This window comes from Pseudomonas sp. LG1E9 (genome assembly GCF_003290225.1).
GTDB lineage: Bacteria > Pseudomonadota > Gammaproteobacteria > Pseudomonadales > Pseudomonadaceae > Aquipseudomonas > Aquipseudomonas cyclaminis.
Genome location: NZ_CP029983.1, coordinates 5413054 through 5428918 on the forward strand (window position 1 = coordinate 5413054; position 15865 = coordinate 5428918).

At 58.6% G+C, this 15865-nt stretch carries 15 protein-coding genes, 4 tRNA genes and 1 riboswitch; of the genes, 8 read left to right on the forward strand and 11 right to left on the reverse strand.

Going from position 1 to position 15865, the window contains the following annotated elements; all coding sequences use genetic code 11:
* Positions 1–32 precede the first annotated feature (32 nt).
* Positions 33–965 carry a chemotaxis protein CheV gene (locus DNK50_RS24780; RefSeq protein ID WP_099587191.1) on the reverse strand — a complete coding sequence of 311 codons (933 nt, stop codon included), beginning with the start codon at positions 963–965 and terminating at the stop codon, positions 33–35.
* A gap of 80 nt (positions 966–1045) precedes the next feature.
* Here DNK50_RS24780 and flgA point away from each other — a divergent pair, with 80 nt between their 5' ends.
* From flgA to DNK50_RS24800, 4 genes are all read left to right on the forward strand, one after another.
* A complete protein-coding gene (gene flgA / locus DNK50_RS24785) occupies positions 1046–1810 on the forward strand; it encodes a flagellar basal body P-ring formation chaperone FlgA (RefSeq protein ID WP_112196511.1) in 765 nt (254 codons plus the stop codon).
* 140 nt (positions 1811–1950) lie between these two features.
* Complete coding sequence (flgM, locus tag DNK50_RS24790) at positions 1951–2268, forward strand: flagellar biosynthesis anti-sigma factor FlgM (RefSeq protein WP_099587193.1); 318 nt, start codon at positions 1951–1953, stop codon at positions 2266–2268.
* Between the two features lie 48 nt (positions 2269–2316).
* On the forward strand, positions 2317–2787 hold the full coding sequence (locus tag DNK50_RS24795) for a flagella synthesis protein FlgN (RefSeq protein WP_112196512.1): 471 nt from the start codon (positions 2317–2319) through the stop codon (positions 2785–2787).
* A 96-nt stretch (positions 2788–2883) separates the two neighbouring features.
* On the forward strand, positions 2884–3633 hold the full coding sequence (locus tag DNK50_RS24800) for a flagellar brake protein (RefSeq protein ID WP_099587195.1): 750 nt from the start codon (positions 2884–2886) through the stop codon (positions 3631–3633).
* Between the two features lie 62 nt (positions 3634–3695).
* Here DNK50_RS24800 and DNK50_RS24805 read toward each other — a convergent pair whose 3' ends face one another.
* Both DNK50_RS24805 and DNK50_RS24810 read right to left on the reverse strand, forming a co-directional pair.
* Complete coding sequence (locus tag DNK50_RS24805) at positions 3696–5078, reverse strand: MFS transporter (protein ID WP_112196513.1); 1383 nt, start codon at positions 5076–5078, stop codon at positions 3696–3698.
* 277 nt (positions 5079–5355) lie between these two features.
* A tRNA-Arg gene (locus DNK50_RS24810) sits at positions 5356–5432 on the reverse strand.
* A 327-nt stretch (positions 5433–5759) separates the two neighbouring features.
* Here DNK50_RS24810 and DNK50_RS24815 point away from each other — a divergent pair.
* From DNK50_RS24815 to DNK50_RS24830, 3 genes are all read left to right on the forward strand, one after another.
* The gene (locus DNK50_RS24815) at positions 5760–5987 is read left to right on the forward strand and encodes a hypothetical protein (RefSeq protein WP_099587217.1); all 228 of its coding nucleotides are present in this window, start codon (positions 5760–5762) and stop codon (positions 5985–5987) included.
* A gap of 11 nt (positions 5988–5998) precedes the next feature.
* Positions 5999–6178 carry a PA3371 family protein gene (locus DNK50_RS24820; protein ID WP_099587197.1) on the forward strand — a complete coding sequence of 60 codons (180 nt, stop codon included), beginning with the start codon at positions 5999–6001 and terminating at the stop codon, positions 6176–6178.
* A gap of 389 nt (positions 6179–6567) precedes the next feature.
* The gene (locus DNK50_RS24830; RefSeq protein WP_003175643.1) at positions 6568–6894 is read left to right on the forward strand and encodes an Arc family DNA-binding protein; all 327 of its coding nucleotides are present in this window, start codon (positions 6568–6570) and stop codon (positions 6892–6894) included.
* A gap of 164 nt (positions 6895–7058) precedes the next feature.
* Here the strand turns inward: DNK50_RS24830 and mgtE are convergent, their stop codons facing one another.
* The 8 genes from mgtE to ltaE form a co-directional block, all read right to left on the reverse strand.
* Positions 7059–8501 (reverse strand): magnesium transporter, encoded by a 1443-nt coding sequence (gene mgtE, locus DNK50_RS24835; protein ID WP_099587199.1) that lies wholly within the window; start codon positions 8499–8501, stop codon positions 7059–7061.
* A gap of 339 nt (positions 8502–8840) precedes the next feature.
* Positions 8841–8917 (reverse strand) — tRNA-Arg (locus DNK50_RS24840).
* Between the two features lie 72 nt (positions 8918–8989).
* Positions 8990–9066, reverse strand: a tRNA-Arg gene (locus DNK50_RS24845).
* A gap of 108 nt (positions 9067–9174) precedes the next feature.
* Positions 9175–9265 (reverse strand) — tRNA-Ser (locus DNK50_RS24850).
* A gap of 62 nt (positions 9266–9327) precedes the next feature.
* Positions 9328–9516 carry a carbon storage regulator CsrA gene (gene csrA / locus DNK50_RS24855; RefSeq protein ID WP_003175645.1) on the reverse strand — a complete coding sequence of 63 codons (189 nt, stop codon included), beginning with the start codon at positions 9514–9516 and terminating at the stop codon, positions 9328–9330.
* A 175-nt stretch (positions 9517–9691) separates the two neighbouring features.
* Positions 9692–10933 (reverse strand): aspartate kinase, encoded by a 1242-nt coding sequence (locus tag DNK50_RS24860; protein WP_112196515.1) that lies wholly within the window; start codon positions 10931–10933, stop codon positions 9692–9694.
* Positions 10934–11029: 96 nt separating this feature from the next.
* Positions 11030–13648 (reverse strand): alanine--tRNA ligase, encoded by a 2619-nt coding sequence (gene alaS / locus DNK50_RS24865; protein WP_099587200.1) that lies wholly within the window; start codon positions 13646–13648, stop codon positions 11030–11032.
* Between the two features lie 146 nt (positions 13649–13794).
* Complete coding sequence (gene ltaE / locus DNK50_RS24870; RefSeq protein ID WP_112196516.1) at positions 13795–14799, reverse strand: low-specificity L-threonine aldolase; 1005 nt, start codon at positions 14797–14799, stop codon at positions 13795–13797.
* 190 nt (positions 14800–14989) lie between these two features.
* Positions 14990–15159: riboswitch (FMN riboswitch) on the forward strand.
* Positions 15160–15256: 97 nt separating this feature from the next.
* Here ltaE and DNK50_RS24875 point away from each other — a divergent pair.
* A complete protein-coding gene (locus tag DNK50_RS24875) occupies positions 15257–15763 on the forward strand; it encodes a 6,7-dimethyl-8-ribityllumazine synthase (protein ID WP_112196517.1) in 507 nt (168 codons plus the stop codon).
* Positions 15764–15865 lie beyond the last annotated feature (102 nt).

Below are 15865 nucleotides of genomic sequence, written 5' to 3' on the forward strand. Positions count from 1 at the left end.
AAAATCGTGTGATCGCCAGGGGAAAAAAGCCCTTAGCTGTGATCTGCTGCCTTGATCCGGGCGACTACCCGGGATGCCAGGTCATCAGGACGGAATTTGGCCAGGAAGTCATCGGCACCGACCTTCTTGACCATCGCCTGGTTGAATACGCCCGACAACGAAGTATGCAGGATGATATGCAATTTTTGCATGCGTGGATCGCTGCGTATCTCAGCCGTGAGGGTGTAGCCGTCCATTTCCGGCATCTCGATGTCGGAGATCATCATCAAGAATTCTTCTTCCGGTTTCTTGCCTTCATCTACCAGCTTGCGCAGGTAATCCAGCGCCTGGCGGCCATCATTGAGCGCCACCACTTCCACGCCGACGGTTTGCAGGCAACGGGTCACCTGCTTGCGCGCCACCGAGGAGTCATCCACCGTCAGCACACGCAGCGAGACCGCCTTGTGCGCCGTTTCGGCATCCACCACACCCACGGAAATCGATTCCGAGGTCGGCGCCACTTCAGCGAGGATCTTCTCCACGTCGATGATTTCCACCAATTGGTTATCGACCCGCGTCACTGCCGTGAGGTAGTGGTCGCGGCCGGTGCCCTTGGGCGGCGGATGAATCTCTTCCCAGTTCATGTTGACGATGCGCTCCACCGAGCGCACCAGGAAACCCTGGGTCTTGGTGTTGTACTCGGTGATGATCACGAACGGGTTTTCGCGGTCCTGCAGGCCAGCCGAACCGGTGGCCAGGGCCAGGTCAAGAATCGGGATGGTCGCGCCACGGATGTTGGCCACGCCACACACCACGGGGCTGGACTTGGGCATGATCGTCAGCTTGGGACATTGCAGCACTTCCCGCACCTTGAACACGTTGATGCCATACAGCTGCTTGCCATCCAGGCGAAAAAGCAACAACTCCAGGCGATTCTGCCCTACCAGCTGTGTGCGCTGGTTTACTGAATCCATTACTCCTGCCATGCCCAGACTCCTACGCTAAAACCTTGAAGGTGCGACGCGCACCCAACACTAAACGGCACGAGCTTTGCTATTTATTGGCCATGGATATTAAAACGACAGTTTCCCGACGCCTTCGATTCCCACAGGACCGCAGATTGCTCTGCGCCTTGGTGGCGCTGCTTGCGTTGAGCCTGAACACCACGGCCCGCGCAGATAACGTCACCTTGCCTGATCTACTTATCGGCGTCACTCAGGGCTTTCTTGAGTTCACTGTAGAAGATTATCTGGCAACCACCCAGACACCAGGGCGTTATGAAATCCAGGTCAACCAGTTGGACCCACGGCTGCGCATGCCCATGTGCGACAAGGAATTGACAGCCACCCTGGAAAGCCCCGCCCAGCCCATCGGCCGCGTAACGGTGCGGGTGCGCTGCGACGGCGCCTCGCCCTGGACGGTGTTTGTGCCGGCTCAGGTCAAGCTGTTCCGCGATGTAGTGGTAGTGGCCCGGCCGCTCAAACGCACCGGCATCATCGGTTTTGAGGACGTTGTACTGCGCGAACGCGACATCAGCCTGATCAGCCAGGGCTACTTGACGTCTGTGGACCAGGCCGTCGGGCAAAAATTAACCCGACCAGTGGTCACCGACCAGGTCATCACGTTGGTGCATCTGGAGCAGGCCGAGGTAATTCGCAAGGGCGACCAGGTGGTGATTTCCGCCAGCAGCGGTACGCTGAACGTGAAAATGCCCGGTGAAGCGCTGTCCAATGGCGGCATGAGTGAACAGATTCGCGTCAAGAACCTCAACTCCAACCGCGTGATCAAGGCGCGGGTAACAGCCCCAGGGCAAGTCGAGGTCGCTCTATAGATGACTGGTACAGGACGCCGGGTTTTCCTACACTGTGCAGGAGGTAGCCCATACGCAGATTTATTGTCATTTGCGTCTAAAGTTTATCCGGGTATGGCCGAAAACATGGCAAGCGTCCAAATACCCAGAGGTTTTTTATCATGGTCATCGATTTCAGTCGTTTAAATAACACCCCGGCAACGTCAGGCACTACGCGTACCACCGGCACCAAGGAAAGCGTAGAAGCCAAGGCCCCGCCACTGCCCGCCAAGGCAGAACAGGCCAGCCAGAGCGGGGAATCCGTACACCTGAGCAATGAGGCTCAACAGTTGCAGAAGGTCACTGACTCGCTGCGCGATCAACCGGTGGTCAATAAAGCCCGTGTGGCCGAATTGAAACAGGCAATCGCCGATGGCAGCTATAAAGTCGACAGCAACCGTGTAGCCAGCAAGCTGCTTAATTTCGAAGCCGAGCGCTAGGCAAAGGCCTGCGCAGGGCTTTTGGACGCTTAAAACCCAAGGCCAGCCATGCATCACGACGAACATTTGCTGCAACTGATCATTGATGATCTAGCGCCGACGCAACAATTGCTGGAGCTGCTAAGAGAAGAGTCACTGGCCCTTTACGGCCGGGATATGCCGCTGCTGGAAGAAATTCTGGCGCGCAAGCAGTCGTTGATTGTCCTGCTGGAACAGCATGGCAAAAAACGCAGCCAGATCCTGATCAGCCTTGGCTTGCCGGCAGACCACGATGGCCTGGCGCAGTTGGCCAGCCACTCTTCGGTCGGCGATCAGTTACTGAGCCAGAGCAAAGAACTCAATCAAGTGCTCGCCCAGTGCCAGGAAGCCAACCTGCTTAACGGTCAATCGATCCAGCTTCAGCAAGCCACGACCGCCAACCAGTTGCGTATACTCCACGGCGGCGAGCCGCCGGCACTGTATAACGCCCAAGGTTCCACCTCGCGCCTGGTCAAGCCAAGCACCCGCAGCCAAGCCTGACGCCGGTTTACCGTGCGCCCTATCCAAGGCGCGCCACATGCTGGCAAAATGCCGGTTCTTGCGTGTAGTCGTATTTTGTCTGGAGATGGAAGAACCGTGTTCAACGCCCTTAATGCGGAAGATGCCCCGCAGCCACCGAAGGTCCTCACCACGCCTCTGGAAATCGCCGGCACCTTGCGGATGCTGCAAGACAGCCATGACCCGCTGATCATCACCTTCCACGAGCGCAGCCAGCGCTTCCAGAGCTATCTGGTGGACGTCAACCGCGACAGCAACACGCTGGCGCTGGACGAAATGATCCCCCGTGATGGCGAACGCTACCTCGAAAACGGTGAACCCTTCCGTATCGAAGGCTTCCACGACGGCGTGCGCGTCGCCTGGGAAAGCAGCGGCACCCTGACCATCAGCGAAAAAGATGGCCACCGTATCTACACCGGCAGCCTGCCGGACGAGGTGGTCTACCATCAGCGCCGCAACGCCTTCCGCGCCGCGCTGAAGCTGGCGCAATTGGTGAACATCGAACTCGGCGGCGAAAAACTCAAGGCGCCGGTCAACGGCAAATTGCTGGATATCTCCGCCACCGGCTGCAAACTGCGCTTTGAAGGCGACATCTCCGAGCGGTTGCAACTGGGCCAGGTCTACGACCGCTTTGTCGCCGCCCTGCCGTTTGGCAGCATGACGACCTCGGTCGAACTGCGGTACCTGCACTTCGAAGACAAGATCAACACCACCTTCGCCGGTGTGCGCTTCCACAACATGAGCGGCCTGGTGCAGCGTCAGGTCGAGCGCTTTGTATACCAATTGCAGCGTGAAGCGCGACGCTTCGACAAGGACGACGATTTTTAATCCTTGAAGATCGCGGCAAAAAAAACGGGCAGCCCCTTAGGGGATCTGCCCGTTTTTTGCTTTCAGGGGCGCGCCCTGCTCAAGTCGTGAGGATGTTCCTCTGGCCCCAGGGGTTCCGGGGGCCCAACAAAGGCGGGCTCGTCCACCGGCGGCTGCGGATCAACTTGCGGCTCGGGGTCGGGGACAGTCTGCATCTGCTCCTGTACCACTTGCTCATCGACGCGCGGGTCAAGCGCGGCCACCAGCGGCGAACTCGACATGCTGTCGGGCATCGCCACGTGATGCAGCGGTGCGTCTTCCACCTGATGCAGGTTGGTCACCGCCTTCGGCCGGATGCGCCATACCAGGATCAACGCACACAGGCTGAAGAAGGCATACAGCATATGACTGCCGAACATCTTCATGATCACACCAGCCAGCAACGGCCCGATACTCGCGCCGACGCCATAAGTCACCAGCAGCATGGCGGTCAGCGACACCCGACGATCGCCTTCCACATGGTCATTGGAAAACGCCACCGCCAGCGGGTACAGGCAGAACTGCACCAGGGAACACAGGAATCCCGCGACGAACAGCACTTCCAGCGGCACCTGGGTCATGATCGCCAGCGGTAATGCCGCCACCGCCAGGCACAGGGCAAAGCAACGGATCAGCAGCGCACGGTCATAGCGATCCGACAACCAACCCAACGGCCACTGCACCAGCAGCCCGGCAAAAATGCAGCTACCCATGAACAGACCGACTTGCTCCGTCGTCAGCCCCTGCTGAGATGCATAAAGCGGCGCCAGGCCGTAGAACGAACCAACAATCAGCCCCGCGCCCAACACCGTACTCAGCGACTGCGGCACGCGCTTTATGAAGAAGCGCGGCTCCATCGGCGCCGGATGCAGGGGGGCCGGGTGAATGCGCCGAGTCATGGCCACCGGCACCAGGCACAGGGCAAAGCACAGCGCCACCAACATCAGTAGTTCAAGGCCGAGCTGGGGATGCATGACCAGGATCAGTTGACCCAGCACCAGCCCAAGGTAGGACGCGATCATATAGCCACTGAACACCACGCCCCGCTGCTTGGCATCCGCCTGCTCATTGAGCCAGCTCTCGATGACCATGTACTGGCACATCATGCCCAGGCCGACGATCATCCGCAGCACGATCCACGCCGGCAACCAGTCGACCAGGCCGTGCCCCAATACCGCGGCGCCGACGATCCCGGCGCAAGTGGCATAGGCACGGATGTGCCCGACACGGGCAATCAGGCGGTGCCCGATCTTGCCGCCCAGCACCAGGCCGAAGTAGTTGGCCGCCATCAGCGCACCGACCCACAGGCTGTCGACATGGTCGGCCGCCAGGCGTAAAGCCAGGTAAGTGCTGAGCAGGCCGGAGCCGATCAGCATCATCAAGGAGGCGAAATAAAGGGCTCGAAAAGATTTCCAGATCTGGCGCATCGGCGTTCCGAGCGGCTCCTTGCAGTGAGAGACAGGGCTATCGGCATGATAGTCCTGGGTGGCCGGTTCCGGACAGGCGGTACGAGCTGTTTCCGGGGATTATTTTGCTTGAACAGCTCAGACGACGCGGGGTGGCGTGAGAGGTACACCGTGGCGAAAAATACCCGGCAACACCTGCTGTGAACATTGATCGGCGGCAAGGTTCGATTGATGTTTGAAAAGACCGCACACGCACAAAAAAGCCCCGCACAGAATAAGCTGTGCGGGGCTTTGAATCTGGTGTCCCAGGGCCGGTTCGAACGGCCAACCTTCCCCTTAGGAGGGGGATGCTCTATCCAATTGAGCTACTGGGACTTATGACAGCCGTCGGGCCAGTGGCGTTGTGACGGACGGCGTGCATGTTAACGGCCGAGGTCGGTTTTGTCATGTCGTCCGTGGGCTTTTTGAGTGTAGGACGAGATGCGGCCGGATAGTTGCCGTTTCGCCCCATAAATACGGGCACTTCGCCCAATCGTGCAAAATGCACTCCCCCAAAATGCCGGCATTGCAAATTGCAACCTCCCGACGCATAAATCAAGTCTCAAGTCATTGATTATATTGACTTAATAGATTGGCACGAGACCTGCAATACTTCTCCTGCAACACCCCTTTCAACTACGGCGTTAAGCGGAGAACATGACCATGAACAGTGCCCTTCTGTTAGTCCTTAACGCCGTTGCCCTGACGGCACTGGTGACATTTCACTTTCAGTCGACTGGCAGCAACGACCCGGCTCAGATCAGCCAAGCGGTACCACATCACCTGCAACAACGCCCGCAATTGGCAGTCATGACGCCGAATGCCCAACCGCCGGTACGCTTGGCCCAAGCTACCCAGGCCGCCCCAGCCGCTGAACACTGGGTTTTCTGAGGAAACCGCTCATGACCAAATTTGCCTGGCTGTTTGTGTGCATGACCACCGTGACTGGAATCTATGGCTTGGTGGCCGACTCCCAAGACGTTCAACTCACCTCACTGATCGCCAGCGGTGTGTGCGCAAGCCTTCTGCTGCTAAGCCTGGTTATGGGTCGCCGCATCAAATTCGACCCGGTTTTGCGCTGATCCCCCTCCCCTTCGCCCTACCTTATGTCGCCTCGCCCTAGTAAATCGGCAAATTGCCACTAGTCTTAACACAAGGGCAAAAGGCCACTTTGCTACACCACGTGCGGCCTCAAAACCCCGTTGCGGCCCGGCCTGCGGGATGATCGAGTATCTGTCGTCCTCGCAGAAAAGATTTCCAACCAGTCCGCAAAAATACAAATGAGTGCTGGCATAAAGCCTTTAGGCAGTTCAATATTTGTCACAGAATTGACGCCAAGGAACTGGCAAATCTGAGGCATGATGCGGCCTCTTTGCAATTCGGGTTGAACTTTGGTCGTGAGTCTTGTCTTAACTCTCATCGCTTGCGGCCAATTCCAAAAACCGCTCCCCTGAACTAACCGGTTAAATATATGCGCCCATTGAAACAGGCAATTTATTCCAGCCGTACGGCTGACAAGTTCGTCGTACGTCTGCCAGACGGAATGCGGGAACGCATTGCCGAGGTGGCTCGCAATCATCACCGCAGCATGAACTCCGAAATCATCGCGCGCCTGGAACAGAGCCTTATTCAGGAAGGTGCGCTGGGTGACGAGCTAAGCATGCGCCTGGACAGCCCTGAGCTGTCGCTGCACGAACGCGAACTGCTGCAGCGTTTTCGTCAGCTCTCCCACCGCCAGCAAAATGCCCTCGTCTCGCTTATCGCGCACGACGTCGAGGCGGCCGCAGAAGCCAATTGATCTGCAACTGAAAGCCGAAGCCAGCCATGTGCTGGCTTTTTTTTGCCTGGGATTTAGACAGGCTTCGACAGCGTTAGCACGCAGCTGTCGAGCCTTTTCGAGGCGGTGTAGCGGACGCATTGACACCCCGCGACCAGCGGGGACGCCAACGCAGGGGAGACAGGTCAGAGCAGGAAAATCGTCGCCAAGCCCAGGAAGATGAAGAAGCCACCACTGTCAGTCATGGCCGTGATCATCACGCTGGCGCCCATGGCCGGGTCACGACCGAGGCGCGCCAGGGTCATGGGGATTAGCACCCCCATCAGCGCGGCCAGCAGCAGGTTGAGCGTCATGGCGGCGGTCATCACCACCCCGAGCGACCAGCTGCCATACAGCAAGTAGGCCACCACACCAATCACGCCGCCCCACACCAGGCCGTTGATCAGGCCCACAGCCAGTTCCTTGCGCAGCAGCCGAGAAGAGTTGGCAGTACTCACCTGATCCAGCGCCATGGCGCGCACGATCATGGTGATGGTCTGGTTGCCGGAGTTACCGCCAATACCCGCCACAATCGGCATCAGCGCCGCCAGCGCCACCAGTTTTTCGATGGAGCCTTCAAATAGCCCGATCACACGGGAAGCGATGAACGCCGTAATCAGGTTAACGGCCAGCCACGCCCAGCGGTTATGCAGTGAACGCCAGACCGACGCAAAAATATCTTCCTCTTCACGCAGACCCGCCATGTTGAGGACTTCGGTTTCACTCTCTTCACGAATCAGGTCGACGATTTCGTCAATGGTCAGACGGCCAATCAGCTTGCCGTTCTTGTCGACCACGGGCGCCGAGATCAAGTCGTAACGCTCGAAGGCCTGAGCCGCGTCGTAGGCGTCTTCATCCGGGTGAAAACTCACGGTATCACTGGCCATCAGGTCAGCAACCCTTTTTTCCGGATCGTTGACCAGCAGCCGCTTGATCGGCAGCACGCCCTTGAGAATGCCTTCGTAATCGACCACGAACAGTTTGTCTGTGTGGCTAGGCAGCTCTTTCAGGCGGCGCAGGTAACGCAGAACCACTTCCAGGCTGACGTCTTCGCGAATGGTGACCATCTCGAAGTCCATCAGGGCGCCGACCTGATCCTCGTCATAGGACAACGCGGAGCGCACGCGCTCACGCTGCTGGCCATCAAGAGCCTCCATCAGCTCATGGACAACATCACGGGGCAGCTCAGGCGCGAGGTCCGCCAGCTCGTCGGCATCCATCTCTTTGGCCGCAGCCAGGAGCTCGTGATCGTCCATGTCGGCGATCAGGGTTTCACGAACCGAATCGGACACTTCGAGCAGGATGTCGCCGTCGCGGTCAGCCTTGACCAACTGCCAGAGGGTCAGTCGATCATCGAGCGGCAACGCTTCGAGAATGTAGGCAACGTCGGCGGAGTGCAGGTCATCGAGTTTGCGTTGCAACTCGACGAGGTTTTGCCGGTGGACCAGGTTTTCAACGCGGTCGTGGTTCGGACCTTCCTGGCGATGGGTAAGGTCTTCGACCACGCGCTGGCGCTGCAGCAGCTCGATGACTTGAGCCAGGCGATCCTGCAGGCTGTCCTGTGTTTTCTTTACTTCTACTTCGGTCATAGGCGAACTCCACTCCCAGCAGCGGGGCACGCCGGAAGGATCAATCAGTCAATTCATGATTGGTAAAGCGGGGTACTGAGTAACTACTGGGTAAGTCCATGGAGGTATTCCACAAGCCCCGGCGGGGCTGACGGGCGCAATGATACACCGCCCGGCCGTCTTTAACGTCAAAAAACTGGAAAGAACAAGCGCTTGCGAGCCAAAGCTGAGTATTGGCTGCATATAAGAACTGCGACGCCACCGCCTGAACGGAAAACACATGAGGAAGGAGAAAAAGATAAAGTCCGACACAAACGCCAGACGGCAAAAAGCCCGCACTAGGCGGGCTTTTTGTTTGTATGGTGCACTCGACAGGATTCGAACCTGTGACCGCTCGGTTCGTAGCCGAGTACTCTATCCAGCTGAGCTACGAGTGCAGATTGTGTTTTTAGACCAGATCACAACTGGTTGAAGCAAAGTTACCTGCGTTGCTGCAGTTAACTCTTAAATGGTGCACTCGACAGGATTCGAACCTGTGACCGCTCGGTTCGTAGCCGAGTACTCTATCCAGCTGAGCTACGAGTGCATTTGTTGCCGCGCATTATAGGCCGTTCAATCTCTATGTAAAGCTATTTTTTCGTTAATTTTCAACAACTTACCGAAAAAACCAGATTGCAACGTACTAAACAAATAATGGCGGAGAACGGGGGATTCGAACCCCCGACACCCTTTTGAGGTGTACTCCCTTAGCAGGGGAGCGCCTTCGGCCACTCGGCCAGCTCTCCGCAACACGGGGCGTATATTAACCACGTTCCTCCCCGTTTGCAAACATAAAAAACGATAAAAATTAAAGGCTTGGTTCTTCGTCCTTCTCTTTCTTGATCCGCAGGTAGATTTCCTCGCGGTGGACCGCTACCTCTTTCGGAGCATTAACCCCGATACGTACTTGATTGCCTTTGACGCCGAGCACGGTCACGGTGATTTCGCCATCACCGATAATCAGGCTTTCTGCGCACCGACGAGTCAGAATCAGCATACCTTTCTCCTCACGCATTTCATTTCAGGAACAACAGTCTGCAAAAAAAAGGCGTTCGACCTACGACCCGAGAGTCATAGCCCCAACGGCCTAAGTATTGTCGAGCGCACGCAAAAGACCATGCGCCCTACAAAAAAAGGAAAGGCGCGGTAGACCGCGCCTTCCTGGCATTACTTCATTCGCCCTGGCGGGCCGGAGCGTCCAGCTCGAACGCGGTATGCAGCGCACGTACAGCCAGTTCCAGGTACTTCTCTTCGATCACTACCGAGACTTTGATTTCCGAGGTAGAGATCATCTGGATGTTGATGCTTTCCTTGGCCAGAGCCCCAAACATGCGGCTGGCAACGCCGGCATGGGAACGCATGCCCACACCCACGATCGACACCTTGGCAATCTTGGTATCGCCGACCACTTCACGGGCGCCAATCTCGCTCGCGGTGTTCTCCAGGATTTTCAATGCCGCATCGTACTCGTTGCGGTGCACGGTGAAGGTGAAATCGGTGGTGTTATCGTGCGAGACGTTCTGCACGATCATGTCGACTTCAACATTCGCATCGCTGATCGGACCCAGGATCTTGAAAGCCACGCCCGGGGTGTCTGGCACGCCACGGATCGTCAGCTTGGCTTCATCACGGTTGAAAGCGATACCGGAAATGATCGGCTGTTCCATGGATTCCTCTTCATCAATAGTAATGAGGGTGCCCGGACCCTCTTTGAAGCTGTGCAATACGCGCAGCGGAACGTTGTACTTGCCGGCGAATTCCACCGCACGGATCTGCAACACCTTGGAACCGAGGCTGGCCATTTCCAGCATCTCTTCGAAGGTGATCTTGTCCAGGCGCTGGGCCACGGACACGACACGCGGATCGGTAGTGTAGACGCCGTCCACATCGGTGTAGATCTGGCATTCATCAGCCTTGAGGGCCGCTGCCAGAGCCACGCCGGTGGTGTCCGAACCGCCACGCCCCAGGGTCGTGATGTTGCCGTTCTCATCCACACCCTGGAACCCAGCTACAACTACCACGCGGCCGGCTTTCAGGTCGGTGCGAATTTTCTGATCATCGATCTGCAGAATGCGCGCCTTGGTGTGCGCGCTGTCAGTGAGGATGCGCACCTGGCTGCCCGTGTAGGACACCGCTGGCACGCCACGCTTGTTCAGGGCCATGGCCAGCAAGGCGATGGTCACCTGCTCACCGGTCGACACGATCACGTCCAGCTCACGCGGCAGCGGTTGCTGGTCGCCACTGATTGCCTTGGCCAGCTCGATCAGGCGATTGGTCTCGCCGCTCATGGCCGATAGCACCACCACCAGGTCGTCACCGGCATCGCGGAATTTCTTAACCTTGTCGGCCACCTGCTCGATTCTTTCGACAGAGCCGACCGAGGTGCCTCCAAATTTCTGTACGATCAAAGCCATTTCCAAGCCGCCTCAGCCCGTAAAGGGGCGCCTAAATATCCAATCAACCAGCACCGAACAAGCCCGCGACTAGACCACGGGCCGGTTAACAATGCCTTAAATACCTGCCTCGACAAACGGCACGGTCAAGGCCAGGGCCGCGTCCAGGGCACCGGCGTCTACACCACCGCCTTGTGCCATGTCCGGACGACCACCGCCCTTCCCGCCCACTGCCGCAGCGGCTTGCTTCATCAAATCACCGGCCTTGAGTTGGCCAGTCAGGTCTTTGGTTACACCAGCAACCAGAACGACCTTATCCTCATGGACACTGCCGAGCAGGATCACTGCGCGGCCGAGCTTGTTCTTCAACTGATCGACCAGGGCCAACAGCGCCTTGCCGTCCTGGCCATCCAGGCGAGCCGCCAGGACTTTCACGTCCTTGACGTCCACCGCAGAAGCCGACAGATCGTCGCCCGCCGCACTGGCGGCCTTGGCCTGCAACTGCTCCAGCTGTTTTTCCAGCGCACGGTTGCGCTCCAGCACGGCGGACAGTTTGTCGATCAGGTTGTCGCGGCTGCCCTTGACCAGGCTGGCCGCTTCCTTGAGTTGCTCTTCGGCCGCATTGAGGTAGGCCAGGGCCGCAGCACCGGTCACCGCTTCAATACGACGTACGCCCGACGCCACACCGCCTTCGCTGATGATTTTCAGCAGGCCGATGTCGCCGGTGCGGTTGGCGTGGATACCGCCACACAGTTCCACCGAGAAGTCGCCGCCCATGCTCAGTACACGCACGTTGTCGCCGTACTTCTCGCCGAACAGCGCCATGGCGCCTTTGGCCTTGGCGGTCTCGATGTCGGTTTCCTCGGTCTCAACCGGGGTGTTCTTGCGCACTTGTGCGTTGACGATGTCTTCCAGGGCCTTGATCTGCTCTGGCTTGATCGCTTCGAAGTGGCTGAAGTCGAAACGCAAGCGCTGGCTATCGACCAACGAACCCTTTTGCTGGACGTGCTCGCCCAGCACCTGGCGCAATGCAGCGTGCAACAGGTGAGTGGCCGAGTGGTTCAAGGCAGTTGCGTGCCGTACGTCGGCATCAACCTGGGTATCAACCGGTGCGCCGACCGTCAGGTTGCCCAGCACCAATACGCCGTGGTGCAGGAACGCACCGCCGGTCTTGGTCGTGTCACGCACTTCGAAACGACCCGACGTCGAGCTCAGGAACCCACAGTCACCAATCTGGCCGCCCGACTCGGCGTAAAACGGCGTCTGGTCCAGGACCACAACCGCCTCGTCGCCTTCATTCAGAACGTCGACCGACTTGCCATCTTTATAGAGGGCAACGATCTTGGCCGAGCCAACGGTCGCCTTGTAGCCGGTGAATTCGGTCGGCACATCAACCTTGACCAGGGTGTTGTAGTCCAGGCCAAAGGAGCTGGCGGAACGAGCACGTACGCGCTGGGCTTCCATTTCACGTTCAAAGCCGGCTTCATCGATAGTCAGCTCGCGCTCACGGGCGATGTCGGCAGTCAGGTCCATCGGGAAGCCATAGGTGTCATAGAGCTTGAACACCACATCGCCCGGCACCACGGTGCCTTTGAGCTCAGCCAGGTCCTGCTCCAGAATCTTCAGGCCGTGTTCCAGGGTCTTGGAGAATTGCTCCTCTTCGGCCTTGAGCACGCGCTCGATATTGGCTTGCTGCTGCTTGAGTTCCGGGAAGGCTTCGCCCATCTCGGCCACCAGCGCGGCAACGATCTTGTAGAAGAAGCTGCCGGTGGCGCCCAGCTTGTTACCGTGGCGGCAGGCCCGACGGATGATGCGACGCAGCACATAGCCCCGGCCTTCATTGGACGGCAGCACGCCATCGGCAATCAGGAAGCCGCAGGAACGAATGTGGTCCGACACAACCTTGAGCGAAGACTGGCTCTCATTGGCGCAACCAATGGCTGCCGCCGAGGCACTCAGCAGGTTGGTGAACAGGTCGATTTCGTAGTTGGAGTGAACGTGCTGCATCACCGCACTGATCCGCTCCAGGCCCATGCCGGTGTCCACCGACGGCGCCGGCAGCGGATGCAACACGCCATCGGCGGTGCGGTTGAACTGCATGAACACGTTGTTCCAGATCTCGATGTAACGGTCGCCGTCTTCTTCCGGCGAGCCCGGCGGGCCACCCCAGATGTCGGCGCCGTGATCGTAGAAAATCTCGGTGCAAGGGCCGCACGGGCCGGTATCGCCCATGGTCCAGAAGTTGTCGGAGGCGTACGGCGCGCCCTTGTTGTCGCCGATGCGGATCATGCGCTCGGCAGGCACGCCGATTTGCTGGGTCCAGATGTCATACGCTTCGTCGTCCGTCGCGTAGACGGTGACCCAGAGTTTTTCCTTGGGCAGCTTCAGCACGCCGGTGAGGAAGGTCCAGGCGAAGGTAATCGCGTCTTTCTTGAAATAGTCGCCGAAGCTGAAGTTGCCCAGCATTTCGAAGAACGTGTGGTGGCGTGCGGTGTAACCGACGTTTTCCAGGTCGCTGTTCTTGCCGCCGGCGCGTACGCACTTCTGGCTGCTGGTGGCGCGGGTGTAGGCGCGCTTTTCCTGGCCCAGGAAGCAGTCCTTGAACTGGTTCATCCCCGCGTTGGTGAACAGCAGGGTGGGGTCATTGCCAGGGATCAGAGAGCTGGAGGCGACACGGGTGTGACCTTGCTCTTCGAAGAAGCGAAGGAAGGCTTCACGGATTTCTGCGCTTTTCATTAGGTTCTTCCACGGAGGCTGCGGCCAAAGGCCAGTGCGCAACATCATCAGACGGAGCGACGGCAAAAGGCCGCATTATATCGGCCCTTTGCCGGTGGTACAGCGTGTTTATGCGATAGAGAGGCTCAATTAGACGGCCTGCACGGTCATTTGCGCGAAAATTCGACGAATGCCCCAAGCACCTGCTCGATCTGCGCCCGGCTGACATCCAGATGCGTGACCATACGCAGGCGCGGCGCGGCGCTCAACTTGATCCCGCGCTCGGCGGCAAAGGCCTTCAAGGCCTGGGCCTGATCGCCGATCTGCACGTAGACCATGTTGGTCTGCACAGGCTCCACCTCATACCCTGCTTTGCGCAGTTCATCGCCCAGCCACTGGGCGTTGGCGTGGTCGTCGGCCAGGCGCTGCACCTGGTGATCCAGGGCGTACAGCCCCGCTGCTGCCAGGGAGCCGGCCTGGCGCATACCGCCGCCGACCATCTTGCGCAGCCGCCGGGCCTTGGCGATCAACGCCGTGGAGCCGCACAGCACTGAGCCGATGGGCGCACCGAGGCCCTTGGACAGGCACACCGACACCGAATCGAAATGTTGGGCGATCTCCCGCGCATCCACCCCAAGCTTGACCGCCGCGTTGTAGAGGCGCGCGCCATCCAGATGCAGGGCCAGGCCATGTTCACGGGTAAACGCCCGCGCCTTGACCAGGTATTCCAAGGGCAGCACTTTGCCCTGCATGGTGTTTTCCAGGGCCAGCAAGCGGGTGCGGGCGAAGTGGAAATCGTCCGGTTTGATTGCTTCCAGTACGTGGTGCAAATCCAGGGAACCATCCGCCTGCACTTCCAGCGGTTGCGGTTGGATCGAGCCCAAAACCGCTGCGCCACCGCCTTCGTATTTGTAGGTGTGGGCCTGTTGACCAACGATGTATTCCTCGCCGCGTTCGCAATGGGCCATCAACGCCAGCAGGTTGCTCATGGTGCCGGTGGGCACGAACAACGCGGCCGCAAACCCCAGGCGCTTGGCCAGTTCGGCTTCCAGCAGATTGACGCTGGGGTCTTCGCCGTAGACGTCATCACCGCTGACGGCGGTGGCCATGGCGTCGAGCATGCCGGGGGTGGGTTGGGTCACGGTGTCGCTGCGCAGGTCAATCACAGTCATGAAACAGGCCTCTAACAGATTGGATACGTCCTTTTGTCAGTGATTACTGCGGGCAACGCCACGGAATATCAAGCCCCGTTTACATTCAATCGAATACCAACCAAACAAACCGATATAGGCTATCAATACGACGCTCGTGCAGTTTTTGAAAAAGCATGTTAAAAACTCTCCGCCGCCAGGGTTCTGGTGGCAACGTTCTCAGGGCGGGGTGCAATTCCCCACCGGCGGTAATTACACGCAATGTGTATAGCCCGCGAGCGCTTGGCGCCTCGAACTGCTCACGCGGGACGGCGACAAGGTCAGCAGACCCGGTGTGATTCCGGGGCCGACGGTCATAGTCCGGATGAAGAGAGAACGGGATTGGCACCTAAGGGCCGCGCGTCTGTTGACGCATGCGTACCCTTAAATCCCATTCGATTCATAACGCCCTGTTTTTTTCTTAAACAGGAGTCAGAACATGCAACCCACCGCTATCGACAGCAAAAGCAAAAACCACCACGGCGAGCGCGTCGCGTTTATCCAGGCCTGCTGGCACAAGGATATCGTCGATCAATCCCGTAAAGGCTTCCTCGCCGAAATGATCGCCCAGGGCTACCAGGAATCGGACATCGATTTCTTCGAAGTCGGCGGCGCCTTTGAAATGCCCCTGCACGCCAAGCTGCTGGCCAAGACCGGCCGCTACGCCGGTATCGTTGCCGCCGCGCTGGTGGTGGACGGTGGCATCTACCGTCACGAGTTCGTCGCCCAATCGGTGGTCAGCGGCCTGATGCAGGTGCAGCTGGAAACTGAAGTGCCGGTGTTTTCGGTATCGCTGACGCCGCATCACTTCCATGCGGGCAGCGAGCATCATGCGTTCTTCCATGATCACTTTGTGCACAAGGGCCAGGAAGCTGCACGCACCTGCGCCGACACGCTGCACAAGGTACGGGCGATCCGTCGCAGCGAACAGAAACTGGCGGTCTGACACGCCGCTGAAAAAAAGCCCCGACACCTTCAGGCGCCGGGGCTTTTCGTTATCCGCGTGTATATCTACCGCATCATCGCCGCGCACTTCCCGTTAAGTAAG